Annotated in this window: 20 protein-coding genes; 14 read left to right on the forward strand and 6 right to left on the reverse strand. The window is 64.9% G+C overall.

Annotated elements, in window-relative coordinates; genetic code table 11:
- Positions 1 to 2: 2 nt before the first annotated feature.
- Both ABIC50_RS04735 and ABIC50_RS04740 read right to left on the reverse strand, forming a co-directional pair.
- Positions 3 to 1,499 carry an efflux transporter outer membrane subunit gene (locus ABIC50_RS04735; protein WP_354161941.1) on the reverse strand — a complete coding sequence of 499 codons (1,497 nt, stop codon included), beginning with the start codon at positions 1,497 to 1,499 and terminating at the stop codon, positions 3 to 5.
- Positions 1,500 to 1,583: 84 nt separating this feature from the next.
- The gene (locus ABIC50_RS04740) at positions 1,584 to 2,078 is read right to left on the reverse strand and encodes a MarR family winged helix-turn-helix transcriptional regulator (RefSeq protein ID WP_105834276.1); all 495 of its coding nucleotides are present in this window, start codon (positions 2,076 to 2,078) and stop codon (positions 1,584 to 1,586) included.
- 322 nt (positions 2,079 to 2,400) lie between these two features.
- Here ABIC50_RS04740 and typA point away from each other — a divergent pair, with 322 nt between their 5' ends.
- The 6 genes from typA to ABIC50_RS04770 all read left to right on the forward strand — a co-directional run bounded on the left by typA (position 2,401) and on the right by ABIC50_RS04770 (position 12,086).
- Positions 2,401 to 4,227 carry a translational GTPase TypA gene (typA, locus tag ABIC50_RS04745; RefSeq protein WP_006752282.1) on the forward strand — a complete coding sequence of 609 codons (1,827 nt, stop codon included), beginning with the start codon at positions 2,401 to 2,403 and terminating at the stop codon, positions 4,225 to 4,227.
- Between the two features lie 317 nt (positions 4,228 to 4,544).
- Complete coding sequence (locus ABIC50_RS04750) at positions 4,545 to 7,409, forward strand: 2-oxoglutarate dehydrogenase E1 component (RefSeq protein WP_006752281.1); 2,865 nt, start codon at positions 4,545 to 4,547, stop codon at positions 7,407 to 7,409.
- A 135-nt stretch (positions 7,410 to 7,544) separates the two neighbouring features.
- A complete protein-coding gene (gene odhB / locus ABIC50_RS04755; RefSeq protein ID WP_011656695.1) occupies positions 7,545 to 8,822 on the forward strand; it encodes a 2-oxoglutarate dehydrogenase complex dihydrolipoyllysine-residue succinyltransferase in 1,278 nt (425 codons plus the stop codon).
- An 81-nt stretch (positions 8,823 to 8,903) separates the two neighbouring features.
- Positions 8,904 to 10,334 carry a dihydrolipoyl dehydrogenase gene (gene lpdA, locus ABIC50_RS04760; RefSeq protein ID WP_126227628.1) on the forward strand — a complete coding sequence of 477 codons (1,431 nt, stop codon included), beginning with the start codon at positions 8,904 to 8,906 and terminating at the stop codon, positions 10,332 to 10,334.
- Between the two features lie 99 nt (positions 10,335 to 10,433).
- On the forward strand, positions 10,434 to 11,531 hold the full coding sequence (gene zapE / locus ABIC50_RS04765) for a cell division protein ZapE (RefSeq protein WP_006752278.1): 1,098 nt from the start codon (positions 10,434 to 10,436) through the stop codon (positions 11,529 to 11,531).
- 144 nt (positions 11,532 to 11,675) lie between these two features.
- Complete coding sequence (locus ABIC50_RS04770; protein ID WP_006752277.1) at positions 11,676 to 12,086, forward strand: transposase; 411 nt, start codon at positions 11,676 to 11,678, stop codon at positions 12,084 to 12,086.
- 99 nt (positions 12,087 to 12,185) lie between these two features.
- Here the strand turns inward: ABIC50_RS04770 and ABIC50_RS04775 are convergent, their stop codons facing one another.
- From ABIC50_RS04775 to ABIC50_RS04790, 4 genes are all read right to left on the reverse strand, one after another.
- Complete coding sequence (locus ABIC50_RS04775; protein WP_011656698.1) at positions 12,186 to 12,647, reverse strand: DUF2147 domain-containing protein; 462 nt, start codon at positions 12,645 to 12,647, stop codon at positions 12,186 to 12,188.
- Positions 12,648 to 12,812: 165 nt separating this feature from the next.
- The gene (locus ABIC50_RS04780; protein WP_354161944.1) at positions 12,813 to 14,498 is read right to left on the reverse strand and encodes a ShlB/FhaC/HecB family hemolysin secretion/activation protein; all 1,686 of its coding nucleotides are present in this window, start codon (positions 14,496 to 14,498) and stop codon (positions 12,813 to 12,815) included.
- Between the two features lie 143 nt (positions 14,499 to 14,641).
- Complete coding sequence (locus tag ABIC50_RS04785; RefSeq protein ID WP_354161946.1) at positions 14,642 to 15,913, reverse strand: collagen-like triple helix repeat-containing protein; 1,272 nt, start codon at positions 15,911 to 15,913, stop codon at positions 14,642 to 14,644.
- 40 nt (positions 15,914 to 15,953) lie between these two features.
- Positions 15,954 to 17,528, reverse strand: coding sequence for a collagen-like triple helix repeat-containing protein (locus ABIC50_RS04790; RefSeq protein ID WP_354161949.1), 1,575 nt, complete (start codon positions 17,526 to 17,528; stop codon positions 15,954 to 15,956).
- 663 nt (positions 17,529 to 18,191) lie between these two features.
- Between ABIC50_RS04790 and ABIC50_RS04795 the strand changes: the two genes are divergently transcribed.
- The 8 genes from ABIC50_RS04795 to ABIC50_RS04830 all read left to right on the forward strand — a co-directional run bounded on the left by ABIC50_RS04795 (position 18,192) and on the right by ABIC50_RS04830 (position 25,467).
- Positions 18,192 to 18,356, forward strand: coding sequence for a Flp family type IVb pilin (locus ABIC50_RS04795; RefSeq protein WP_011656702.1), 165 nt, complete (start codon positions 18,192 to 18,194; stop codon positions 18,354 to 18,356).
- 80 nt (positions 18,357 to 18,436) lie between these two features.
- Positions 18,437 to 18,937, forward strand: coding sequence for an A24 family peptidase (locus ABIC50_RS04800; RefSeq protein ID WP_105834283.1), 501 nt, complete (start codon positions 18,437 to 18,439; stop codon positions 18,935 to 18,937).
- A complete protein-coding gene (locus ABIC50_RS04805; RefSeq protein ID WP_011656704.1) occupies positions 18,934 to 19,404 on the forward strand; it encodes a TadE/TadG family type IV pilus assembly protein in 471 nt (156 codons plus the stop codon). The genes ABIC50_RS04800 and ABIC50_RS04805 overlap by 4 nt, the downstream gene beginning before the upstream one ends.
- 88 nt (positions 19,405 to 19,492) lie before the next feature.
- Entirely contained in the window at positions 19,493 to 20,398 is a 906-nt protein-coding gene (gene cpaB / locus ABIC50_RS04810) for a Flp pilus assembly protein CpaB (RefSeq protein ID WP_354161952.1), read from the forward strand.
- Positions 20,399 to 20,462: 64 nt separating this feature from the next.
- Positions 20,463 to 21,797: a type II and III secretion system protein family protein gene (locus ABIC50_RS04815; protein ID WP_126227634.1), complete on the forward strand. Its 1,335-nt coding sequence runs from the start codon at positions 20,463 to 20,465 to the stop codon at positions 21,795 to 21,797.
- Positions 21,798 to 21,842: 45 nt separating this feature from the next.
- Complete coding sequence (locus ABIC50_RS04820) at positions 21,843 to 23,123, forward strand: fimbrial protein (protein ID WP_011656707.1); 1,281 nt, start codon at positions 21,843 to 21,845, stop codon at positions 23,121 to 23,123.
- 3 nt (positions 23,124 to 23,126) lie between these two features.
- Positions 23,127 to 24,491 carry a TadA family conjugal transfer-associated ATPase gene (locus ABIC50_RS04825; RefSeq protein WP_011656708.1) on the forward strand — a complete coding sequence of 455 codons (1,365 nt, stop codon included), beginning with the start codon at positions 23,127 to 23,129 and terminating at the stop codon, positions 24,489 to 24,491.
- Positions 24,484 to 25,467, forward strand: coding sequence for a type II secretion system F family protein (locus ABIC50_RS04830; RefSeq protein WP_354161955.1), 984 nt, complete (start codon positions 24,484 to 24,486; stop codon positions 25,465 to 25,467). Before ABIC50_RS04825 ends, ABIC50_RS04830 begins: the two co-directional genes overlap by 8 nt.
- Positions 25,468 to 25,470: the final 3 nt, after the last annotated feature.

A 25,470-nucleotide genomic window follows, 5' to 3' on the forward strand; every position in this document is an offset into this window, starting at 1 on the left:
GATCAGTTGGCGGCCTGTTTCGTCGGCTTGCCGGCGTCGGGCGCGGCGAGCCGCGTGCCGGTCGCGTCGAACCCGCCGCCGAGCGCCTTGATCAGCGCGAGCTGCATGTCGCGCCGGCGCATCTTCAGGTTGGTCACCGTCTGTTCCGATGCGAGGCGGTTGCTGTCCGCGGTCAGCACCTGGAGCTGGGGCGACAGGCCGGCCTTGTAGCGGATCACGGCGAGGTCGTACGCACGCGTCGACGCGTCGAGTGCACGCTGCGCGTCGTCCATCTGGCGATCGACCGCGCGGATCGACGCGACCTGCGTCGCGACGTCGTTCAGCGCGTTGATCAGCGTCTGGTTGTAGTTCGCGACCGACAGGTCGAAGTCCGCATAACGGCCCTTGAGCTGCGCGCGCAACGCGCCGGCATCGAAGATCGGCAGGTGGATGGCCGGACCGAACTGCGCCTGGCGGCTCGCGAAATTCAGGAATTTGCCCCAGCCGAACGCATCGAAGCCGAAGCCGGCAGCGAGGTTCACGTCCGGGAAGAACTCGGCTTTCGCTTCCTTCACGTCGTGCATCGCGGCTTCGACCTGCCAGCGCGCGGCGACGATGTCGGGGCGGCGCGACACGAGGTCGGCCGGCAGGTTGCCGGGCAGCGCGACGTCGCCGGCCGGGCTCATCACCGGCGCGGCGATCTGCAGCCCGCGGTCCGGACCCTTGCCGAGCAGCGCGGCGAGCTGGTAGCGCACGGTCGTGATCTGGCCGTCGAGGTCGGACAGCGACGCCTGGGTCGTCGCGATATTGCCGCGCGCGGTCTGGCGTTCGACGTTGGTGTCGAGGCCGGCCGACACGCGGCCGTCGGTGATCTTGCCGACCGTCTGGCGGTTGGTGATCTCGCGTTGCGCGATGTCGCGCAGCGCATAGAGTTGCGCGAGCGAGTTGTAGGTGCGGGCGACCGACGCCGCGAGCGTGATGCGCGCCTGCTGCATGTCGGCTTCGGCGGCCTTTTCCTGCGACACGGCCGTGTGCAGGCGCTCGCGATTCTTACCCCACAGGTCGAGATCCCACGACGCGCTCGCGAGCGCATTGTTCTCGCTGTACCACTGGCCGCCGTACGGCGGCGGGAACAGCGCGTTCGCCGAATACAGCTCGCGCGTCCACGAGTAGCTGGCTTCGGCCTTCGGCATCAGGTTCGAGCGCGACGATTCGATGTACGACGATGCTTTCGCGATGCGCGCCTGCGCCTGCGCGATCGACGGGCTGCCCTCGAGCGCTTCGTCGATCAACTTCGGCAGCTGCGGATCGCCGAACTGGTTGGCCCAGTCGAGCGCCGGCCACTGGCCGCCCTGGGCCGGCAGGCTCTGGGTGGTGTCGAATTGCGACGCGGGAGCGATCTGCTTGTCGCTCTTGATGCCGATGTAGTTTGCGCAGCCCGCCAGCGCCAGCGCGGCAACCGCGGCGGCGACGGCGGCGCGGCACGACCCGGCGCGCACGGACAACGGGGAGGGTTTCATCGCGCTGTTCCCTGACTCGGAATGAATGATGGACACTGCAAGGATTTCCTTACATTAATCTGTCAAAAGTAATTGTTATGGCAACTATTGCGGGGCGCTACCGCCGGCGTTCTCGCAATAGTTGCTGAGAATGCGGCGCAGCATGCTCTTGAGGAACCCGACTTCTTCCGGCGTAAATCCGCCCAGCAGCTCGTCGAGCACGCTGCGGAACACCGGCGGCAGCCGCTCGGCAAGCGCGCGGCCTTCGTCGGTCAGCTCGAGCCGCACGACCCGCCGATCCTCGATGCTGCGCACGCGGGACAGCAGCCCGCGCTTCTCGACGCGATCGAGCAGGCGCGTGACCGCGCTCGCGTCGATCCCGTATTCCCGCGCGAGCTCGGCGGCCGTCGAGCATCTGCCGACTGCGATCATGAACAGCATGCTCGCCTGCGTGCCGGTGATGCCGAGCTCTTCCTGCGTGCGCTGCGTGACGAGGTTGGTCATCACCGATTTCACGCGCGACATCAGATAACCGACGCTGTCGTTCATCTGATACGAGGACAGCGGCGAAACAGGCGGTTGGGAAGGAGAATCCGACATAAAACCCTGAGGCTGCAATAGTTGACTAGGCAGCAGTATAGGCACAATTGCTTGCCGCGGCAAATGTTAATCGAACGGGCGAGGGCGCGCTTCGCGCCCCAAAATCCCCTTGTCGGCGTCAGGGTCTTCGGCGTGCCGCCGGCCCGTCGATCCGGGGCGGGGCAGCCGCAGGGGCGGGTGGTTTGTTGCGCTGCAACGAACAGCGCGGCTGCCGCCACGCTCACGTGCTATAATTTGTGGTTTCCAAGCTGCAACGCGCGCGCACGTGTCCCACGGACTGACGAGCGTGCGCGTTTGCGCGTTCAACGATTTCCAGGTTTCTATGACCCGCGCCCTTCGCAATATCGCCATCATCGCCCACGTCGACCACGGCAAGACCACGCTCGTCGACCAACTGCTTCGCCAGTCCGGCACCTTCCGCGAGAACCAGCAGATTGCCGAACGGGTGATGGACTCGAACGACATCGAAAAAGAGCGCGGGATCACGATTCTCGCGAAGAACTGCGCGGTCGAATACGAAGGCACGCACATCAACATCGTCGACACGCCGGGGCACGCGGACTTCGGCGGCGAAGTGGAGCGCGTGCTGTCGATGGTCGACTCGGTGCTGCTGCTCGTCGACGCGGTCGAAGGCCCGATGCCGCAGACCCGCTTCGTCACGAAGAAGGCGCTCGCGCTCGGCCTGAAGCCGATCGTCATCGTCAACAAGATCGATCGTCCGGGTGCGCGGATCGACTGGGTCATCAACCAGACGTTCGACCTGTTCGACAAGCTGGGCGCGACCGAAGAGCAGCTCGACTTCCCGATCGTCTACGCATCGGGCCTGAACGGCTATGCGTCGCTCGACCCGGCCGCGCGCGAGGGCGACATGCGCCCGCTGTTCGAGGCGGTCCTCCAGCACGTGCCGGTCCGTCCGGCCGATCCGGACGCGCCGCTGCAGCTGCAGATCACGTCGCTCGACTATTCGACGTACGTCGGCCGGATCGGCGTCGGCCGCATCACGCGTGGCCGCATCAAGCCGGGTCAGCCGGTCGCGATGCGCTTCGGCCCGGAAGGCGATGTGCTGAACCGCAAGATCAACCAGGTGCTGTCGTTCACGGGCCTCGAGCGCGTGCAGGTCGACTCGGCCGAAGCAGGCGACATCGTGCTGATCAACGGTATTGAAGATGTCGGCATCGGCGCGACGATCTGCGCGGTGGATACGCCGGAAGCGCTGCCGATGATCACCGTCGACGAGCCGACGCTGACGATGAACTTCCTCGTCAACTCGTCGCCGCTGGCCGGCCGCGAAGGCAAGTTCGTCACGAGCCGCCAGATCCGCGATCGCCTGATGAAGGAACTGAACCACAACGTCGCGCTGCGCGTGAAGGACACGGGCGACGAAACGGTGTTCGAAGTGTCGGGCCGCGGCGAACTGCACCTGACGATTCTCGTCGAAAACATGCGCCGTGAAGGCTATGAGCTGGCCGTGTCGCGTCCGCGCGTCGTGATGCAGGAAATCGACGGCGTGCGCCACGAGCCGTACGAGCTGCTGACCGTCGACGTCGAGGACGAGCACCAGGGCGGCGTGATGGAAGAGCTCGGCCGCCGCAAGGGCGAAATGCTCGACATGGCGTCGGACGGCCGCGGCCGCACGCGTCTGGAATACAAGATCTCGGCGCGTGGCCTGATCGGCTTCCAGAGCGAATTCCTGACGCTCACGCGCGGCACGGGCCTGATGAGCCACATCTTCGACTCGTACGCACCGGTCAAGGACGGCTCGGTCTTCGAGCGCCGCAACGGCGTGCTGATTTCGCAGGACGATGGCGCGGCAGTGGCATACGCACTGTGGAAGCTGCAGGATCGCGGCCGCATGTTCGTGAAGCCGGGCGACGCGCTGTATGAGGGCATGATCATCGGCATCCACAGCCGCGACAACGACCTCGTCGTGAACCCGATCAAGGGCAAGCAGCTGACCAACGTGCGTGCGTCGGGTACCGACGAAGCCGTGCGTCTCGTGCCGCCGGTCCAGATGTCGCTCGAATACGCGGTCGAATTCATCGACGACGACGAGCTCGTCGAAGTGACGCCGCAGTCGATCCGCCTGCGCAAGCGCTTCCTGAAGGAGCACGAGCGTCGCCGCGCGAGCCGCGAAGGCGCGGTCGACTAAGCATCGATCGTTCCCGTGCATGACGAAAAAGGCTGCCTTCGGGCGGCCTTTTTTGCATCTTCGCGCGGTGCAACCGGAGCGGTTGCAAAACACTGTTCCCCGGTGTCATGGCAATCGGGCAAAACCCCGTCGTACGGTGCTTCCGGGCGCATCTCGCCGTGAACTTCGGTATCGGTTCTGTGATATGCTGCGCGCACGCAAGTTTTAGGTCCTTCCAAGCAAGACTTGATTCGCAATCCGCTAAACGGTCAGGCCGTGTCGCGGAAGGTTGAGTAACCCGCTATTTCTCGAGAAGCTCGAAGAAAGGTGAGCGTAAAATGTCAGATGTAATGAAGCAGTTTCAGCTGAACTCCTATCTGTTCGGCGGCAATGCTTCGTACGTTGAAGAACTGTACGATGCATACCTCAACAATCCGGCATCGGTGCCGGAGAACTGGCGAGAGTATTTCGACGCGCTGCAGAACGTGCCTGCAACCGACGGCTCGACCGCCAATGACGTCGCTCATTTTCCGATCGTCGAATCGTTCGCCGAGCGTGCGAAGGCCAATGCCTTCATCCCGCGCGAAAGCACCAGCAATCTGGCGACCGCGCGCAAGCAGGTCCACGTCCAGTCCCTCATCAGCGCCTATCGCTTCCTCGGCTCGCAATGGGCCAATCTGGATCCGCTGAAGCGTCGCGAACGTCCCGCCATTCCCGAGCTCGAACCCGCGTTCTACGACTTCTCCGAAGGCGACCTCGACCAGACCTACAGCGCAAGCAACCTGTATTTCGGTTTCGACCAGGCTTCGCTGCGCGACATCGTCAAGGGCTTGCGTGACACGTACTGCGGCACGATCGGCGCCGAGTTCATGTACATCAGCGATCCGGAGCAGAAGCGCTGGTGGCAGGAGCGCCTGGAATCGACCCGCGCGACGCCGGCCTTCTCGGTCGACAAGAAGAAGCACATCCTGAATCGCCTGACGGCGGCGGAAGGCCTCGAGCGCTATCTGCACACCAAGTACGTCGGCCAGAAGCGCTTCTCGCTCGAAGGCGGCGAAAGCTTCATCGCGGCGATGGATGAAGTCGTCCAGCACGCAGGCAAGAGCGGCGTGCAGGAAATCATCATCGGCATGGCGCACCGCGGCCGTCTGAACGTGCTGGTCAACACGCTGGGCAAGATGCCGGCCGACCTGTTCGCCGAATTCGAAGGCAAGCACGTCGACGACCTGCCGGCCGGCGACGTGAAGTATCACAAGGGCTTCTCGTCGGACGTGTCGACCGAAGGCGGTCCGGTCCACCTGTCGCTCGCATTCAACCCGTCGCACCTCGAAATCGTGAACCCGGTGGTCGAAGGTTCCGCGAAGGCGCGGATGGACCGTCGCGGCGACGAAGACGGCCTGCAGGTGCTGCCGGTGCAGATCCACGGCGACGCGGCCTTCGCCGGCCAGGGCGTCGTGATGGAAACGCTGAACCTCGCGCAGACGCGCGGTTACGGCACGCACGGCACGCTGCACATCGTCATCAACAACCAGATCGGCTTCACGACGTCCGACCCGCGCGACGCGCGCTCGACGCTGTACTGTACCGACGTGGTCAAGATGATCGAGGCGCCGGTGCTGCACGTGAACGGCGATGATCCGGAAGCCGTCGTGCTCGCGATCCAGATCGCGATCGACTACCGGATGCAGTTCCACAAGGATGTCGTGATCGACATCGTCTGCTTCCGCAAGCTGGGTCACAACGAGCAGGACACGCCGGCCGTCACGCAGCCGCTGATGTACAAGAAGATCGCGCAGCACCCGGGCACCCGTGCGCTGTACGCTGAGAAGCTCGTGCAGCAGGGCGTGATCACCGCCGAAGACGCCGACAACTACGTGAAGGCGTACCGCAAGGCGATGGACGACGGCCACCACACCGTCGATCCGGTCCTGTCGAACTACAAGAGCAAGTACGCGGTCGACTGGGTTCCGTTCCTGAACCGCAAGTGGACGGACGCAGCCGATACGGCCGTGCCGCTCGCCGAACTGAAGCGCCTCGGCGAACGCATCACGACGGTCCCGGAAAACTTCAAGGTTCACCCGCTCGTCGAGCGCGTGATCAACGACCGCCGCAACATGGCGCGCGGCGACCAGCCGCTCGACTGGGGCATGGGCGAACACCTCGCATTCGCGTCGCTCGTCGCATCGGGCTACTCGGTGCGCCTGACGGGCCAGGACTCGGGCCGCGGCACGTTCACACACCGTCACGCGGTGCTGCACGACCAGAACCGCGAGCGCTGGAACGACGGCACGTACGTGCCGCTGCAGAACATCGCCGAAGGTCAGGCGAAGTTCACGGTGATCGACTCGGTGCTGTCGGAAGAAGCGGTGCTGGGCTTCGAATACGGTTACTCGACCGCCGAGCCGAACACGCTCGTGTTGTGGGAAGCCCAGTTCGGCGACTTCGTCAACGGTGCGCAGGTCGTGATCGACCAGTTCATTTCGTCGGGTGAAGTGAAGTGGGGCCGCGTGTCGGGTCTGACGATGCTGCTGCCGCACGGCTACGAAGGCCAGGGTCCGGAACACTCGTCGACCCGTATCGAGCGTTTCCTGCAACTGTGTGCCGATCACAACATGCAGGTCGTTCAGCCGACGACGCCGGCGCAGATTTTCCACCTGCTGCGTCGCCAGATGATCCGTCTGTTCCGCAAGCCGCTGATCGTCGCCACGCCGAAGTCGCTGCTGCGCCACAAGGAAGCGGTGTCGGATCTGTCGGAACTCGCGAAGGGTTCGTTCCAGCCGGTGCTGGGCGAAACCGACGGCGGCATCGACGCGAAGAAGGTCAAGCGCGTGCTGGCATGCTCGGGCCGCGTGTATTACGACCTCGTCGCACATCGCCGCGAAGCGAAGGCGAACGACGTCGCGATCATCCGTATCGAGCAGCTGTATCCGTTCGCGCACAAGCAGTTCGAAGCCGAAATGAAGAAGTACGAGAACGCGACTGAAGTGGTCTGGGTGCAGGACGAGCCGCAGAACCAGGGCCCCTGGTTCTACGTCGAGCACCACCTGAAGGAAGGCATGAAGGAAGGGCAGAAGCTGGCATACAGCGGCCGTCCGGCTTCGGCCTCGCCGGCGGTTGGCTACTACGCGAAGCACTACGAGCAGCAGAAGGCACTGATCGAAGGTGCGTTCGGCCGCCTGAAGAGCGCATCGATCGCGAAATAACCGACGGAAGCGAAACGGGAAGGCGCGCGGCGCTTTCCCGTCTCTTTTGGCCCGCCGGGCGCGTCGCGCGCCGCTCCGGCCGAAGGAATCGCACGAACCTCGTCATTACCCAGATTAAGCATCCAGGAAAATCACATGGCTATCGTAGAAGTCAAAGTCCCCCAGCTTTCGGAGTCGGTGTCGGAAGCCACCATGCTGCAGTGGAAGAAGAAGCCGGGCGAAGCAGTCGCGCAGGACGAAATCCTGATCGAACTCGAGACCGACAAGGTCGTGCTCGAAGTGCCGGCACCGGCCGCGGGCGTGCTCGCGCAAGTGCTGCAGAACGACGGTGACACGGTCGTTGCCGACCAGATCATCGCGACGATCGACACCGAAGCGAAGGCAGGTGCTGCCGAAGCCGCGGCAGGCGCCGCAGAAGTGAAGCCGGCAGCAGCACCTGCTGCAGCCGCACCGGCAGCCCAGCCGGCTGCCGCTGTCGCATCGAGCTCGGCTGCCGCATCGCCGGCCGCGTCGAAGCTGCTGGCCGAGAAGGGCCTGTCGGCAGGCGACGTCGCAGGTTCGGGCCGCGACGGCCGCGTCACGAAGGGCGACGCGCTCGCAGCAGGCAGCGCACCGAAGGCGGCTCCGGCCGCTGCACCGGCGAAGACCGCCGCTGCGAAGCCGGCGCTGCCGGAAGTGAAGGTGCCGGCGTCGGCAGCGACGTGGCTGAACGACCGTCCGGAACAGCGCGTGCCGATGTCGCGCCTGCGTGCGCGTATCGCCGAGCGTCTGCTCGAGTCGCAGCAGACCAACGCGATCCTGACGACGTTCAACGAAGTGAACATGGCTCCGGTCATGGAACTGCGTAACAAGTACAAGGACAAGTTCGAGAAGGAACATGGCGTGAAGCTCGGCTTCATGTCGTTCTTCGTGAAGGCGGCCGTGCACGCGCTGAAGAAGTTCCCGCTGGTGAACGCGTCGATCGACGGTAACGACATCGTCTATCACGGCTACTTCGACATCGGTATCGCGGTTGGTTCGCCGCGCGGCCTGGTCGTGCCGATCCTGCGCAATGCGGATCAACTGAGCCTCGCCGAGATCGAGAAGAAGATCGCCGAATTCGGTCAGAAGGCGAAGGACGGCAAGCTGTCGATCGAGGAAATGACGGGCGGTACGTTCTCGATCTCGAACGGCGGCGTGTTCGGCTCGATGCTGTCGACCCCGATCATCAACCCGCCGCAGTCGGCCATCCTCGGCGTGCACGCGACGAAGGAGCGCCCGGTTGTCGAAAACGGCCAGATCGTGATCCGTCCGATCAACTACCTGGCGCTGTCGTACGACCACCGGATCATCGACGGCCGCGAAGCCGTGCTGTCGCTCGTCGCGATGAAGGATGCGCTGGAAGATCCGGCACGCCTGCTGCTCGATCTGTAAGCCGAGTCTCACTGCATTGACCCGCTTCGCACGCTCGCGCCATCGCGCGAGCGTGCGGACGTACAAGTAGAAAGGATTGTCATGTCCAAGGAATTTGACGTCGTCGTGATCGGCGCCGGCCCCGGTGGCTACATCGCCGCGATTCGCGCCGCGCAGCTCGGCAAGACCGTTGCCTGTATCGAGAAGTGGAAGAACCCGGCCGGCGCGCTGAAGCTCGGCGGCACCTGCCTGAACGTCGGCTGCATTCCGTCGAAGGCGCTGCTCGCGTCGTCGGAGGAGTTCGAGAACACGTCGCATCACCTGGCCGACCACGGCATCACGGTCGACGGGGTGAAGATCGACGTCGCGAAGATGCTCGGCCGCAAGGACGCGATCGTCGAGAAGATGACGAGCGGGATCGAGTTCCTGTTCAAGAAGAACAAGATCACCTGGCTGAAGGGCCATGGCAAGTTCACCGGCAAGACCGACGCCGGCGTGCAGATCGAAGTGAGCGGCGAAGGTGAAACCGAAGTCGTCACCGCGAAGAACGTGATCATCGCGACGGGCTCGAAGGCGCGTCACCTGCCGAACGTCCCGGTCGACAACAAGATCGTGTCGGACAACGAAGGTGCGCTGACGTTCGAGTCGGTGCCGAAGAAGCTCGCCGTGATCGGCGCGGGCGTGATCGGCCTCGAGCTCGGCTCGGTGTGGCGTCGCCTGGGTGCCGAAGTGACGGTGCTCGAAGCGCTGCCGGCGTTCCTCGGCGCGGCCGACGAAGCGCTCGCGAAGGAAGCGGCCAAGCTGTTCAAGAAGCAGGGCCTCGACATCCATCTCGGCGTGAAGATCGGTGACGTGAAGACGACCGCAGATGGCGTGTCGATCGCTTACACGGACAAGGACGGCAACGCGCAGACGCTCGACGCCGACCGCCTGATCGTGTCGGTCGGCCGCGTGCCGAACACCGACAACCTCGGCCTCGAGGCAATCGGCCTGAAGGCGAACGAGCGCGGCTTCATCGACGTGGACGACCACTGCCGTACGGCCGTGCCGAACGTCTACGCGATCGGCGACGTGGTGCGCGGCCCGATGCTCGCGCACAAGGCGGAAGACGAAGGCGTGCTGGTCGCGGAAGTGATCGACGGCCAGAAGCCGCACATCGACTACAACTGCATTCCGTGGGTGATCTACACGTACCCGGAAATCGCTTGGGTCGGCAAGACGGAGCAGCAGCTGAAGGCCGAAGGCCGCGAGATCAAGTCGGGCAAGTTCCCGTTCTCGATCAACGGTCGCGCGCTCGGCATGAACGCGCCGGACGGTTTCGTGAAGATGATCGCGGACGCGAAGACCGACGAACTGCTCGGCGTGCACGTGATCGCGGCGAACGCGTCGGACCTGATCGCCGAAGCCGTGGTGGCGATGGAGTTCAAGGCGGCGTCGGAAGACATCGCACGCATCTGCCATCCGCACCCGTCGATGTCGGAAGTGATGCGCGAAGCGGCGCTCGCCGTCGACAAGCGCTCGCTGAACAGCTGAGTGCGGTATAGCGGCGGCCGGCCCTTGGCCGGCGCGGCCGTCTCATGACGAAGGCGGGCGGGAGTTTCCCGCTCGCCTTCGTTTTTTCCGGTTTGCCCGATGAACGTCACCGAATACTACACGCGCGAATTGACCACGCGCGGCTATCAGTCCGATCCCGCCCAGCGCGCGGCCGTCGACCGCCTGCAGCACTGCTTCGACGAGTGGGTCGACTACAAGGCGCGCCGCTCGAACGCGTTCAAGAAGCTCATCAATCATCCGGACCTGCCGCGTGGTGTCTACATGTGGGGCGGCGTCGGCCGCGGCAAGAGCTTCCTGATGGACAGCTTCTACGCGGTGGTGCCCGTGCAGCGCAAGACGCGCCTGCACTTCCACGAATTCATGCGTGAAGTGCACCGCGAACTCGAGGAGCTGAAAGGGCAGGCCGATCCGCTCGACGAACTCGCGCGACGCATCGCGAAGCGCTACCGGCTGATCTGCTTCGACGAATTCCATGTATCGGACATCGCGGACGCGATGATCCTGTACCGGCTGCTCGATCGCCTGTTCAACAACGGCGTGCAGTTCGTGATGACGTCCAACTACGATCCCGACGACCTGTATCCCGATGGCCTGCATCGCGACCGCATGCTGCCGGCGATCGCGCTGATCAAGGAAAAGCTCGACGTGCTGAACGTCGACGCGGGCGTCGACTATCGCCAGCGCACGCTCGCGCAGGTGCGGATGTATCACACGCCGCTCGGCGCGGACGCCGATCGCGAACTGCGTCATGCATTCGCGAAGCTCGCCGCGGTGCCCGACGAAAGCCCGATCCTGCATATCGAGAAGCGCGAACTGAAGGCGTTGCGCAAGGCCGATGGGGTCGTCTGGTTCGATTTCGCGACGCTCTGCGGCGGCCCGCGTTCGCAGAACGACTATCTCGAGCTGGCGAGCCGTTTTCACGCGATCGTGCTGTCCGAAGTGCCGCAGATGTCGCCGCGCATGGCATCGGAGGCGCGGCGCTTCACGTGGCTCATCGACGTGCTGTACGACCACAAGGTCAAGCTGCTGATGTCGGCGGCGGTGCCGGCGGAACAGTTGTACGTCGAAGGGCCGATGGCGAACGAGTTCGCGCGCACGGTGTCGCGGATCGTCGAGATGCAGTCGAAGGAATACATTGAAACGCCGCGTCGCATCGTCGATACTTCGCTGACCTGAGCGTAGTTTTCGATAAATGACGGGCTTTAAACGTCAATTCCGGTCAAATTATCGCGATCCCCGGGTATTTTCGGACTTGTCTTATATTCATCGTTGAAGTCGGCCGATATCGTTGTGTCATGGTTCCTAAGGCTGGAGATATCCATGACACCGTATCGCGATCTGACCGACCACGAGTGGCACTGCGTCGTGCCGCTTCTGCCCGAAATGCAGCCGCGCACCGAGTTGCGCGGCCGGCCGTTGGCCAACACGCGCGCCGTCCTGAACGGCGTTCTATGGGTCATCTATAGCGGCGCGACCTGGTCCGCGATGCCGCGTCGTTACCCGTCATACCAGACATGCCATCGCCGCTTCAAGGTCTGGCACGAGACCGGCACGTTGATGCAGGTGATGCGCGAGCTGTATGGCGACGCAGGCGTGAATCTGTGCAACGAACTGTCCACGCGGATGCGCAAGCACACGCAATCGAAGGCGGCTGAGGCGCGGGGTGCCGCGGCGCCGGTGTATCGTGCACCGGGCAGCTATGCGTCGGATACGCTGAAGCACGCAGCGTGATGTCGCCCGGTTTCATTCACGCACGCACCCAAACAAAATCGGCCTGACTACATCCCAGGCCGATTTTTCATTGCGTCGCGCGTTTCGACGCGCGTCGCGTTATTGTGCGCGAACCCAGGTCTGCGACCGGCCGAGCAGCGATACGCCGATGTAGCCGCGCACGACGAGCTTCTGGCCGCCGTCTGCCAGCGACATCTTGCACTTGTAGACCTTGCCGTTTTCCGGGTCGAGAATGTTGCCGCCGTCCCAGTGGTCGCCGTCCTTCTTCATCGCCTTGATGATCGTCATGCCTTTGATGAGCTGATCCTTGCGCTCGTCCGTGCACGCGGTGCAGCGGCGATCGGGCGTGTCGTTGGCGCCGAGGCCCTTGACGACCTTGCCCGACAGCGTACCGTCGCCGTCTTCGGCGATCTGCACGAGTGCCTTCGGCTGATGCGTGTTGTCGTCGATCGTCTGCCACATGCCGACGGGGTTGTCGGCCTGCGCGTAGGTTGGGGCGGCGCAAGCGAGCAGTGCGCTTGCGACGGCCAGTGCGCGCAACGGGCGGGTCAGTTGAATCATCGTCTTCCTCCTTGTTTCATGTCGTGTTCGATTCGCCCGCACGACCGCCTGCATGGGGCGTGGCATGTTGCGAGCTTTCCCAGAATACGTGAAACGACGCGCTGCGTTTGATAGAGGGGGCTCTAATCCAAACAGCCCGCGAGACGCGCGCTGTCTGGTGACCGATCAGTTCAACTGATACGAGAACGCGGCATTCACGCGCGGGCTGCGCGATGCGCTTTCAACGGGTGCATCGCCGACCGGCTTCGCGATATTCAGGTCGAGACTGTAGTAGCGGCTGTCCGAAAACCGTACGCCGATACCGACCGACGACAAGCGGCTCGGCGATGGCGTGCCCGTATGCAGGTACACACGTGCCCTGTCATAAGCGATGTACGGCGTGATCGACTTCATGTACGTCCAGCCCGGCGTGAAGGCGCGATTGACCTCCAGCGACATCCCCCAACCCGAGTCGCCCGACGTTTCGCCGGGCTGGTAGCCGAGCGCATAGCGCGTCGAACCGAACGAGATCTGTTCGGACGTCGGCAGCGAATCGGGGCTGTACTGGCCCGTCAGCGAGACCGACGTGCCGATCTTGAACGGCCATTCGTTGGTTTGCGTGAAGGTCGCGCCGGTGCGCACGAACGTCAGCGAAATCGGGCTGTCCACCGACGTCGTGGTCGAGCCGAGCGTGATGTCCTGCGATTTCGACGCGCCGAGAATGTTGAAGCCCTTCGCGACGTTGACGCTGAGTTTCTGAACCTGCTTGGCCGACACGCTCGTATAGTCGAGCTGCATCTGCAGCACGCGGACCTGCGAGCGCGTGTCGATGCTGTTGCCGGTGATCGTGTTCTGGTAGCGGTCTTCGTTGTGCGATGCATAGCCCGACACGGTGCCGAGCAGGCTACGCTGGTTGTTCAGCAGCAACGGATAGGACGCCGAAAGACCGAGCTTCTCGTTCTTGACCGTGCGCTCGACGGTCGACGGCAGGCCCGGGTTGTCGGTCGGCTTGCCGCGATACGTGCTGGCGTCGAGGCGCGTGACCAGGCCGCTGCTGCCGACCGGCACCGCGCCGCTGAATGCGACGTAGGTCTGCTTGTCGCGTCCGGGCGGCACCAGTGCGGAAATGCTCAATTGCTCGCCAAACGACGTGAGGCCGTTCTCCGTCGCGGTGATGAGCCCCTGCACGCCCGGGTGATTGAAATCGATGCCGGTGCTGATGTTGAATGCCTTGCGGTCGACCGCGAGTTCGAGCGTCGTCGCGCCGTCGGTCGTTTGCGGCGGCGGCACGTTGGCCTTCACCGTGACGCCGGGCAGGAGACCGAAGGTGTTCACGTAGCGTTCGAACGTCGCGCGGCGCAGCGGGCGATCGGCCGTGATGTGCGCGGCGATCGCGCGGATCTTCGATTCCATCGCGCCGGGCTTGCCGGTGACCTTGGTGTCCGACACGTAGCCTTCGACGACCGTGACGCGCACGACGCCGTTCTCGAACGTCTGCGCGGGAATGAACGCGAACGACAGCGCATAGCCGCGATCCTGGTACAGCCTGGTCACGCCGTTGGCGGTTTCGATCAGCTCGCCGATCGTGATGTCCTTGCCGACGAGGGGCGTGAAGCGACGCGAGATTTCGTCGAACGGCACCGACTTCACGCCTTCGACCTGGAACGTTGTCGGTGTCACGTGTCGCGACAGCAGCTCCTGCAACTGCGGCGCCTGCGGCGCGACCTGCACGGTGACGCTCGGCCCTTTCTTCGGCGCGTTGATCTGGGGGAGGGAATCGAGCGGGTTGCCTGCTGCGCGCGTCTGTGCCTGTGCCGTGCCTGCTGCTGCGATGGCGAGCAGCATCATCCATGTATCGAATCTGGATTTCATTGTTCTTCCTCGTAGGCCTTTCTTTTCGTCTTCGTTCTAGTGCGGGCGCGACATCGTAGTGTCGCGCGCCGCGTGCCGCATGGCCGGTTGTGTTTTGTACGGCCGCGCCTCCTGCTCCGGCTGCAAAGGCGCGACCGTCCTCCTTACTTGCCGACGCTACCCAGCGTGCCCAGCAGCCCCGTGACCGGCGCGAGGAGCCCCGTCGAGCCGCCCGACGAGGCCGTCCCCGACACCCCGCCGACGAGCGACGTGACCGGCGCGAGCGGATTCGACGAAGCCCCGGATCCCGCAGCACCACCCACTGCTCCGGTGACAGTATTCAGCAAACCGGTGACCGGCGCGAGAGGGTTTGCCCCGCCTGCGCCACCCGTCGCGCCGCCGACCGCGCCCGTGAGCGAACCGAGCGGCGTCGAGCCGAGGCCGGACAGCAGGCCGCCGAGCGGGTACGTCGCGCTGGAACCCGACGACGAGCCGTTCTGAACGGTCGTGGTCGAGCCGCCGACGAGGCTCGTGATCAGGCCGGGGATCGGCGCCGCGCCGTTCGGGCCGTTCGGGTTCACGAGGCCGCCCGCGTTCGTCACGGTGTTGCCGACCGCGGTGACGAGCTGGCCGACATCGCCGACGAGCGGTTGATTCGACGTGCTACCCACTTGCTTGCCCGCCGAGCTGATCGCGCCGCCGACCTGACCGAGCAGGCCCGACACCGGTTGTCCGAGGCCCGTGGTCGTGCCGACCTGTTGCGTGACCTGACCCGCAGTGATCACCAACGGCGTGATTGCCGAGCTGAGCGGTTGCGTCACTTGCTGCACGGCACCCGACGACAGCGTCGAGCCGATCGTCGTGCCGGCGGCCGTCAGACCGTTGGCGACAGTGTCGAGCACGGTGCCGACAGGTGTCGTCACCGGGGCGAGCGGCGAGAGCTGCCCGGTGCCGAGCGCCTTGACCGTCGAGCTCAGCCCCGACACGGTGTTGCTCGTCGCGCCGACGACGTTCCCGAGGCCGGCGACCGTCGTGCCGACCGGGTCCTTGATCGTGCCGGTCTGTCCCAGCCCGTTGCTCAACGCGTCGGCGGCCGCGCCGACGATCGTGCCGGTGCTCGAGATGGTGCTGCCGACGCCCTTCGTCACGCCGTCGCCGAGGCCCGGCACGCTGATGTTGCCGACCGTGCTGCCGAGGTCGGTCGCGGTCTGGCCGACCGTGCTGACGACGCCGTTGGTGCCGGTCGCCGTACCGCTGGTGCCACTCGTGCCGCTGGTACCGCTCGTGCCGCTGGAGCCGCCGCCGTTGTTGGCGGTCGGCGGCGTGCTGACGCTGTTGCCGCCGCAGGCGGCCAGCAGGCACGCAGCGGCGAATACGGTGACGGGCATGCGCCACTGGCGCAGCGCGACTGTCGTGAAGGAACGTTGCTGGGACATGATGGACTCCTCGCTGTCTTGTCGATGAATGGATGTCTGATTACTTGCCGCGCGTGCCGCCGAGCAGGCCGCCGATCAGCGACGTGACAGGTGCGAGCAGATTCGAACCCGAGCCCGAGTTCGTGACGGCGCCCGTGGTGCCGCTCAGTGACGGTGCGCCGCTCGTGCTGGTGACCGCGGTGACCGGAGCGGCGATTGGATTGCCACCGCCCGTTGCGCTGCCGAGCGCGCCGGTGACCGTGGACAGGAGGCCCGTGACGGGCGCGAGCGGACCGCCGCTCGTGCCGCCGGCTGCGCCACCGAGTGCACCGGTAACGGTGGAGACGAGGCCGGTGACCGGAGCGAGCGGGCCGCCGCTGGTGCCGCCCGCTGCGCCGCCGAGTGCGCCGGTGACGGTGGAGACGAGGCCGGTGACCGGAGCGAGCGGTCCGCCGCTGGTGCCGCCGGCTGCGCCGCCGAGCGTGCCGGTGACGGTGGACACGAGGCCGGTGATCGGAGCGAGCGGGCCGCCGCTCGTGCCGCCCGTTGCGCCGCCGAGCGGGCCGCTGACCGTCGAGAGGAGGCCGGTGAGCGGTGCGAGCGGGTTGGTCGCGCCGCCGGTGCTGCCCGTGAGCAGCCCGCCGACTGCCTTGACGGTATTGCCGGTCGACGAGACGGTGTTGCCGAGGCCGGTCGTGACGGGGTTGCCGCCCGTCGAGGCGATCAGCGCGCCGCCCTGGTTCAGGCCGTTGCCGATCGTGCCGAGCAGCGTGTTGACCGGCGCGTCGAGGCCGGTGGCCGTCCCGATCGTCTGCGTCGTCTGGCCGACCATCGTCGTGATCGGCGTGATGGCCGAGCTGACCGTCTGCGTGATCTGCTGGATCGGGCCGGTCGACAGCGCGTTGGAGAGCGTGGTGCCACCGTTCGAGACCGCGTTGCCGACTTGCGTCACGAGGCCGCCGACGGCGCCCGTGACGGGGGCGAGCGGCGACAGCGGGCCGCTGCTGAGGCTCGTGACCAGGTTGCCCGTCTGCGTGACCGCGCCGCCGAGCTGGTTGACGACGCCGCCCGTGCTCGCGACCGTGACGCCGACCGGGTCTTTCGTCGCACCGAGCTGGCCGAGGCCGCCGCCCACGCCAGTGCCGAGCGCCGTGACCGCGCCGCCGACGTACTGGATGATGCCGCCGGCGGCCTGCGTCGTGGCCGGATCGACGCCGGGCAGCGACTGGTTCGCGACGGTGCTGCCGAGGCCCGACGCGGTTCCACCGAGACTCGTGATGACGTTGCCGCCTTGTGCGAGGACACTCCCTACCGGGTTCGCCGACACACCGGAGGTGCCGCTCGTACCGCTGGACGTTCCACTCGTCGTTCCGCTGGTGCTGCCGCTCGTCGAACCGTTCGTGCTGCCGCTGGTCGAGCCGCTGGTGCTGCCGCCGCTCGTCGAACCGGACGTGCCGCCCGAGGTGCCGCCGCCCGACGTGGAGATCGAGTCGCTGCCGCCGGAACCGGAGCCACCGCTGATGCCCTTGCTGATGGAACCCGAGCCGCCGCACGCGGAGAGGGAAAGCATGGCTGCCACGGTGGCCGCGATCATAGTCGTCCGAAGCATGCCATGAGGGATAACCTGAATGTCCATTTCGTCCTCGCATTGAAGCTGATGTTGTGTTGAGTGCTGCGAGGATTACTCTGCAACTGTCGTGCCATTTCGAGAGCCGTCGGCTCGACGATTGGCTTTAAACGACGCAATTCCTTGTCGGAAAAGGAATTTGGGGAAATTGAAAGATTGTTGAATCTGTTTAAAAGCAGTCAAATGAGAACGGTTTCGGTCGCTTCGTAACGTAACGTCTCAACATTGGCGTTACGCGTGCGGCGTAACGTTGGGCCGGTACAGGGCCCGCGGGCGGTCTGTTGTTTTACTGGTGGATTAGGCACGCACATCTAACCTATCGTAAATCCTATGTGTAAGTCGTACCGAAACGCCGTACAAATGCGTTGTGCTCTCGGAAAGTTTTTTCGACCCACCTTGAAAGAGGTTGGAACTTAAATAGGAACGGATATAGAATCCGGAGCAGATGTAAGGAAATGTACGGATTGGTACACGACGTTCGAGGAGGGGCACTATCGCGAATGTTAACTTCCATCAAATTGTGATACTCACCCCTCGGGGTGACATATAAAGAAAGCGCACCCGCTTGTCGTTACGCAGATAACGAACGGCGCGGGGCACAGGCCAGATATACGGGGATGTACAACGTATAAAAGGCCAAAAAACGTACATACAGGCACGAGGAATTAAAAAATGAAAGCACTTATCAAGCGCTTCCTCAAGGAAGAAGACGGGGTGACCGCGATCGAGTATGGGCTGATTGCGGGTTTGATTGCAGCCTTGATCATTACCAGCGTGACGACCATCGGCACGAAGATCGCGGCTCTGTTCTCCACGATTGCCAGTTCGCTGCCCTAACCATTGCGGTTCGTTGGGGGCGAGCGAGTCGCGGTCGCGGCTCGCTCGCCGTTACATCGGCATGCGCAGTCGTTCGCGATATGGCACATCTCCTCAGCACCAGCATTTTTTTTGCCTGGGCCGCTCTCGTTGCTGCCGGTGATATTCGATTTCGGCTCGTTCGGAATTCGCTTGTCATCTGCGGAGGCACTGCTGCGCTCGTCAGTTCACTGATACACGCAAATCCATTTGGTATTTCAACCGGGCAGGCATTGATCGGCATGCTGGTCGGTTTGGTCAGTTTCTTCCCGCTTTTTGCGATGCGCGTCATGGGCGCGGCGGACGTCAAGGTATTCGCGGTCCTCGGTGCGTGGTGCGGTTTGCCGATATTGCTTTGGCTGTGGGTGATTGCCAGCCTTGCCGCCGGCGTGCACGTCCTGGGATTGATGCTGCTCGCTCGCACGCCGCTCGGCGCGTTATGGGTGCGCGGATTGCCGGCAATGGCGCTCGCCGGACGGCGCTCGACACCGTACGCGGCGTGTCTCGTCGTTCCCGCGGCCATTTGGCTGGGCTATCTGGTCGTTACCTGGAGCGGGCGATGAAACGACAGTATCGACCGGCCGCGTGCTCGAGGGAGCGAGGAGCGACTGCCGTCGAATTCGCGCTGGTATTTCCGCTGTTTTTCCTGATTCTGTACGCGATCGTGACGTTCGGGCTCATTTTCGCGGTTCAGCAGAGCCTCACGCTTGCGGCGACCGAGGGCGCGCGTTCGGCACTGAACTATGTGTATGAGGCCAACGGTTCGGGCTCGCAGGCGCTGACGGACCGGGCGAGCGCGGCAAAGACAACGGCTGCCGGCCTCACTTCATGGCTGGCCCATGTCCAGATCCCCACGCCGGTATCAGGAGCCTGCAGCTACGACCCGGCGATGTATTGCGTGACAGTCACGGTGACCTATCCGTACCAGGCGCATCCGCTGGTTCCGTCGCTGCCGTTGCTGGGTCTCGTCACGCCGGCGCAGCTTACCGGCACGGCCACCGTCCAGATCAATCCGGCAACCATCCTATGAGCCGGGCAGCATACACGGCGGGTCACATGCACACAGCGGTGTCCACGCTCGAACATAACAACATCAATCTACGGCACCGACATTCACCATGGCCAACAACTTGACGAAGATCATCGCCGGGCTGCTGATCGCAATCGCAGTTCTGCTCGGGATCTATGCATGGACGCTTGGCCGCGCGCCGGCTCATCCGCCGGTTGTGGCAACGCCGACGGTCGCGACGCAATCGGTGCCGCTCGTCGTGGCCGCGCGCGTGCTGCCGGCCGGCCAGCCGATTCCCGCCGACGCATTGAAGCTCGCACAGGTGCCGATGATGCCGACTGGCGGGTTCAGCGATCCGACGGCCCTTGTCGGTCGCGTGCCGGCGAACGACATTCTTGCCGCAGCACCGGTGCTCGAAGGCGGGTTGACCTCCGGACTGGCCGACCAGGTGGCGCTTGGTGAGCGTGCCGTCGCCGTGAAGGTCGACGAATCGAACGCGGTCGGCAACCGGCTGCGGCCCGGCAACTTTGTCGACGTGTTCCTGAATCTGCGGCGTGACGGATCCGGCGGCGCCCAGGTGAATTCGGAGATTCCCGCTACGCAGGCGCGCCTGCTGCTGTCGAGGGTCCGTGTGCTGTCGTTCGGCGATGCGACTTCCGATCGGGACGGCGGTGGCGGACCGAGCGGCGCGGTGCGGACCGCGGTGCTCGCCGTGCCGACCGCACAGGTCGATGCGCTCACGCTCGCCGAGGCAAGCGGTCGTCTGACGCTCGCGCTGCGCAATCCGCGCGACACCGACATCGCGACACAGACGGTCGCGGTTCGTACGGGGGGCGGGGGCGCGACGCCGTCGGCGCAGGCCGCGAGCGGCGTATGGCTGGACGACCTGTCGGGTGGGCGTGCGCGTGCTGCGCCCCGCGCGCCGGTTGTCCCGCGCGCGCCGGTGATGGCCCGGGGGAGCGGCAGCAGTATCGAAGTCATTCGTGGCGGGCGTGCCGAAACGGTTGCCTATTGACATCAACATACGATCATCGACAGCAGCTACGGAACAGAGAAGGCCGCGCGACGGCACCGACACAATGACAAACAAACTGATTGCATACGCGATTGCTATCTGGGCCATGACCTTTGGTGTCCTGACGGAGGCTGCCGGTACGAACGCGTCGATTGACCTTGCGGTCGGCTCGCAACGACAGGTCGCTGCCGGCCGCACGCTGCAACGGATCGCGGTTGGCGACCCCGCCGTCGTCGACGTGCTGGTCATGAAGGGAAGCCATGCCGGATCCGTGCTGCTGGTTGCGAAGGCACCGGGTTCGACGAACGTGTTGTTGTGGGAGCGGGGCCGCGACGAGCCGACGGTGTGGAACGTCAATGTCGTCGATGCGGCCGCCCAGGCGGCACTGGATGGTTCGGGGCCGAAGGTCAAGGGATACGGCGGAGCCGCGGTCCTGTCAGGCTCCTCGGCGTCGCTCGACGCGCATGAACGGGCTGTGGCCGTCGGCAAGCGGATGGGCGGCAAGGACGGCACGGTAATCGATGCGTCGACGGTCGGTAACCGGAGCGTCGTGCAGGTCGATGTGCGCGTCGTCGAATTCAGCCGCTCGGTGCTGAAGGAAGCGGGGCTGAACTTCTTCAAGCAGAGCAACGGATTCGCGTTCGGTGCGTTTTCGCCGGGCGGTCTTCAGTCCGTGACGGGCGGCGCGACGTCGGCCTTCGCGGCGACGGGCGGCATTCCGATCGCGTCGGCGTTCAACCTGGTCGTGAATTCCGCCGGTCGCGGCATTTTCGGCAATATTTCGATTCTCGAAGCGAACAACCTGGCCCGCGTGCTTGCGCAGCCGACGCTGGTGGCGCTGTCGGGGCAGAGCGCGAGTTTTCTCGCGGGCGGTGAAATTCCGGTACCGGTGCCGCAGGCACTCGGCTCGACGGCGATCGACTGGAAGCAGTACGGCGTTGGTCTCACGCTGACGCCGACCGTGCTGAGCCAGCACCGGATCGCGCTCAAGGTCGCGCCCGAATCGAGCCAGCTCGACTTTCAGCACGGCGTGACGATCAACAGCGTGTCGGTGCCGGCCATCACGACCCGGCGCGCGGATACGACGGTCGAACTGGGTGATGGCGAGAGCTTCGTGATCGGCGGCCTGATCGACCGCGAAACGATGTCGAACATCAGCAAGGTGCCGGTCCTGGGCGATCTGCCGATCATCGGTGCGTTCTTCAAATCGTTGAATTACCAGCAGAACGACAAGGAGTTGGTGATCATCGTGACACCGCATCTGGTGGCGCCGATCGCGAAGGGCGCACCGCTGCCGGCGACGCCGGGTGAGCTGTCCGAGCAGCGCGACGGGCCTGTCTGGCGCTCGTATCTTGGCGGTATCGCGTCGCCGGATGCCGCGCCGGGATTTTCGAAATGACCGCACGGCGCGGCATCGCGCGATACGGATTCGGGGGTATTCAACATGAACGCGAGAACCCTTTCATTGGCTGAGCCCGCCGTGACTGATTATTTTGTATGCGCATCCCACCAGGACGAGCATCTGCGCTGGCTGCGGGATACGCTCGTCTCGGCCGGCATGGTGGAAGCGGTATCGCTGGAGCCCGGCGCGCTGGCCCAGCGCATCCTCGGGCTCAACCCGGCGATCGTCTTCATCGATTTTTCCCGTGCCCAGGCCGAAGCGAGTGCTGCCGCGGCGGCGGTGCGTCTTGCACATCCGAGCCTGCCGGTGGTCGCGCTCGGTACGTTGGCGCAGCCGGAAAGCGCGCTCGCGGCGCTCCGGGCCGGCGTGCGCGATTTCATCGACGTTTCTGGCAGCGCGGAAGACGCATTGCGTATCACGCGCGGACTGCTCGAGCACGCCGGCGCGGAACCGGCCAATCGCCACGGCAAGCTGGTCGCGCTGCTCGGTGCGCGCGCCGGGATGGGCGTGAGTACGCTCGCATCGAATCTCGCCGTATGGCTGCACAAGCGCGGCGCTGCCGGCATCGTCGCCGGCGACGCGCCTGCCTTCGGTGTTGCCACGCCGCATGCCCGGCAAACGGCACTCGTGGATCTGGGTCTGCCGGCGGGCGATAGCGCACTCTTTCTCAACACGCGTTGCGAATTCCATTTTGTCGAGGCCGTGCGCAACCTGCGCCGCATCGACCGGACCTTCGTCAACACGGCCCTCGCACGACACGCGAGCGGCGTCGCGTTGACGACGCTGCCGCCGAACCTCGCCGATTTGCGTGACGTGTCGTACGCGGCCTGCGTCGGCCTGCTGAACCGGCTGCGCGCCTTCTTCGATCAGCAGATTGTCGATCTGGGCGGCTTTACCAACCTGGAGTTCGTCGCGCAGATCGCGGCGGTTGCCGACGAGGCGTGGCTGGTCTGCGATCAGGGCGTCGCATCGATCGTCTCCGCGGTCGATCTGCTCGAGGGGCTGCGCGATGCGGGGATGGACCTCGGCAAGATGCGTCTCGTTGTCAACCAGTACGACGCGGCACTGAGCCTGACGCCGGCCCAGATCGCAGACCGGCTCGGCATCGCGTTGCTGGCGACGCTGCCTGCGCGGCGCGTGTCGATCGGGCAGGCGGCCAACCAAGGGCGACTCATCGTCGACATGGCCGAGCGCGACCCGTATGTGCGTGCGCTCGAGCCGCTCGCGGAGCGACTGGCGGGCACGGTGGCGCCGGCAAAGAGCGCCGCTTCGGGCCTGTCCGTGCTCAAGCGTTTCATTCAACCTTCGTCCAAGCGTTCGTAAGCGATGGCACACGACATTCAATTTGCCGACGGCGCCGCGCCGTTCTCCCAGTCGCAGCAGTTCCATGACATCAAGAATGCCGCGCACGAACATTTGCTGACGCGCATCGAGGAACTGGGGGCCGAATTCGGTCGTTGGTCGCGCCAGGCAATCAATCAGTTCGTCGACCTGGAAATCGACAGCTTCGTGCGTTTGCGGCGCATCCCGCTCAACGAGAACGAGGTCAGGACGATTGCCGAGGCGCTGACCAAGGAGCTTGCCGGGTTCGGGCCGATCGAGGACTTGCTCGCCGATCCGCATGTCGAGGACATCCTGATCAACGGCTACAACGACATCTACGTGTCGCGCCACGGGATCCTGGCCAAGCTGCCGATCCGCTTTACCGATAACGCGCACCTGCTGCGTATCGTGCGACGCATCCTTGCGCCGATCGGCCGACGCCTGGACGAATCGAATCCGATGGTCGATGCGCGCCTGCCGGACGGCGGGCGTGTCAACGTGGTGATCGAGCCGCTGTCGATCGACGGGCCGGTCGTGTCGATCCGGAAATTCCGCAAGGATCCGCTCAAGCCGGCCGATCTGCTCGGCAACGGCACGTTCAATGCGGAGCTCGGTGCGCTGCTCGAGGCGGCGGTCGAGGCACGCTGCAACATCCTCGTGTCGGGCGGCACGAGCTCGGGCAAGACTTCGCTGCTCAATGCGCTCGCGTTCCACATTCCCGAGCCGGAGCGCGTCGTGACGATCGAGGATACGGCCGAACTGTCGCTGAATCACCCGCATGTCGTGCGCCTCGAAAGCCGGCCCGGTGGCTTCGACGGGACCGGCGTCGTGTCGATTCGCGATTTGCTGCGCAATACGTTGCGGATGCGCCCGGACCGGATCATCGTGGGCGAAGTGCGCGGCGGCGAGGTGCTCGAAATGCTGCAGGCCATGAACACGGGCCACGACGGCTCGATGGGAACCGTGCATGCGAGTTCGCCGCGCGAGTGCCTCTATCGTCTCGAGATGCTGGCCGGCTTCGCCGGGTTCCAGGGCACCGAGTCGAGCCTGCGCCGGCAGATCGCGAACGCGATCGACTTCATCGTGCAGATCGGCCGTCTGTCCAACGGCCGGCGCCGGATCCTGTCGATTACCGAGGTAACCGGCCTGTCGGACAACATCATCGCGACGCAGGAACTGTATCGCTACGAGGCGCGCGTGACGCCCGAAGGCGAAGAAGTCGACACCTGGGAATCGCTCGGCATTCATCCGCACTCGCCGAAGCTCGCCCGCTTCCGTCAGACGCTGCAGGGCGGCTTCGGCGGTAGCGGCGGCGGTGGCGGGTTCGGCGGCGGATTCGGCCGCGGCGGCGGGGGTTTCAATGTATAGCGTGCTGGCAATGGCGCTTCTGCTCGTGGCCGCCGCGCTGATGCTGTGGCGGCACGGCGAGATGAAGCGCGATCGCGCCGACGTGCAGCGCTTCATCGACAGCCGGATCGAACCCGGCGCGCGAGCGGGCGGTGTGCGTCAGCAGCAAGCCCGGCCGGCGTCTGCAGGGGCGGCAGCGCCCGCCGCGGCGCGCGCGTCAGCCGGCGTACCCGCTTCGCAATGGGCACGCTGGCGCGCAGTCGCGACCGAGTATTTCGCCAACGTGGCAAGCCGTGCGGGAATCGAGGACGCGCGCGGCAAGGCGCTGCTTGCGCTGCTGGCGTTGACCGGGGCGGCGTTTGCCGCCGGGGATCGGGGCGGCTGGCTCGGCGGCATCGCCGCGCTCGTCTGCGGCGCCGCGCTGCTCGTGTTCTGGCTGGTGTCGCGCATACATCGGCGGCGCCAGATGATCGTTCGTCAGTTGCCGTCGTTTCTGGACGGCATCGTGCGGCTGGTGACGCTGGGCAATAGCGTGCCGGCCGCGTTCCAGGCCGCGCTGCAGACCACCGAGGCGCCGTTGCGCGGCTGCCTGGACCATGTGTCGAGGATGCTGCGGACGGGCGTCGAGATCGACCGCGCGATGATGCATATCGCGAACGTGTACCACACGAAGGAGTTCGAACTGGTCGGGTCGGTGCTGCGGCTGTCGGTGCGGTACGGCGGTCGCGCGGACATCATGCTCGACCGGATGTCGACGTTCATGCGCGACCTCGAACAGGCCGAGCGGGAACTGGAGGCGATGTCGTCGGAAACGCGTTTGTCTGCATGGGTGCTCGTCATGCTGCCGATCGCGATCGGTAGCTTCGTCATCGCGACCAATCCGCTCTATCTCCAGTCGATGTGGAACGATTACACCGGTCGCCAGTTGCTGGTCCTCGCTTTCATGCTGCAGGCAGCGGGCGGGATCTGGCTTTATCACATGGCCAAACTCAGGTGACGG

The organism is Burkholderia sp. 567 (genome assembly GCF_040545115.1).
In the GTDB taxonomy this organism is placed as follows: Bacteria; Pseudomonadota; Gammaproteobacteria; order Burkholderiales; family Burkholderiaceae; genus Burkholderia; species Burkholderia ambifaria.

Coding starts and splice junctions, on each gene's coding strand:
- ABIC50_RS04735 (WP_354161941.1), bottom strand. CDS start 1,499: ATGAAACCCTCCCCGTTGTCCGTGCGCGCCGGGTCGTGCCGCGCCGCC.
- ABIC50_RS04740 (WP_105834276.1), bottom strand. CDS start 2,078: ATGTCGGATTCTCCTTCCCAACCGCCTGTTTCGCCGCTGTCCTCGTAT.
- typA (WP_006752282.1), top strand. CDS start 2,401: ATGACCCGCGCCCTTCGCAATATCGCCATCATCGCCCACGTCGACCAC.
- ABIC50_RS04750 (WP_006752281.1), top strand. CDS start 4,545: ATGTCAGATGTAATGAAGCAGTTTCAGCTGAACTCCTATCTGTTCGGC.
- odhB (WP_011656695.1), top strand. CDS start 7,545: ATGGCTATCGTAGAAGTCAAAGTCCCCCAGCTTTCGGAGTCGGTGTCG.
- lpdA (WP_126227628.1), top strand. CDS start 8,904: ATGTCCAAGGAATTTGACGTCGTCGTGATCGGCGCCGGCCCCGGTGGC.
- zapE (WP_006752278.1), top strand. CDS start 10,434: ATGAACGTCACCGAATACTACACGCGCGAATTGACCACGCGCGGCTAT.
- ABIC50_RS04770 (WP_006752277.1), top strand. CDS start 11,676: ATGACACCGTATCGCGATCTGACCGACCACGAGTGGCACTGCGTCGTG.
- ABIC50_RS04775 (WP_011656698.1), bottom strand. CDS start 12,647: ATGATTCAACTGACCCGCCCGTTGCGCGCACTGGCCGTCGCAAGCGCA.
- ABIC50_RS04780 (WP_354161944.1), bottom strand. CDS start 14,498: ATGAAATCCAGATTCGATACATGGATGATGCTGCTCGCCATCGCAGCA.
- ABIC50_RS04785 (WP_354161946.1), bottom strand. CDS start 15,913: ATGTCCCAGCAACGTTCCTTCACGACAGTCGCGCTGCGCCAGTGGCGC.
- ABIC50_RS04790 (WP_354161949.1), bottom strand. CDS start 17,528: ATGGACATTCAGGTTATCCCTCATGGCATGCTTCGGACGACTATGATC.
- ABIC50_RS04795 (WP_011656702.1), top strand. CDS start 18,192: ATGAAAGCACTTATCAAGCGCTTCCTCAAGGAAGAAGACGGGGTGACC.
- ABIC50_RS04800 (WP_105834283.1), top strand. CDS start 18,437: ATGGCACATCTCCTCAGCACCAGCATTTTTTTTGCCTGGGCCGCTCTC.
- ABIC50_RS04805 (WP_011656704.1), top strand. CDS start 18,934: ATGAAACGACAGTATCGACCGGCCGCGTGCTCGAGGGAGCGAGGAGCG.
- cpaB (WP_354161952.1), top strand. CDS start 19,493: ATGGCCAACAACTTGACGAAGATCATCGCCGGGCTGCTGATCGCAATC.
- ABIC50_RS04815 (WP_126227634.1), top strand. CDS start 20,463: ATGACAAACAAACTGATTGCATACGCGATTGCTATCTGGGCCATGACC.
- ABIC50_RS04820 (WP_011656707.1), top strand. CDS start 21,843: ATGAACGCGAGAACCCTTTCATTGGCTGAGCCCGCCGTGACTGATTAT.
- ABIC50_RS04825 (WP_011656708.1), top strand. CDS start 23,127: ATGGCACACGACATTCAATTTGCCGACGGCGCCGCGCCGTTCTCCCAG.
- ABIC50_RS04830 (WP_354161955.1), top strand. CDS start 24,484: ATGTATAGCGTGCTGGCAATGGCGCTTCTGCTCGTGGCCGCCGCGCTG.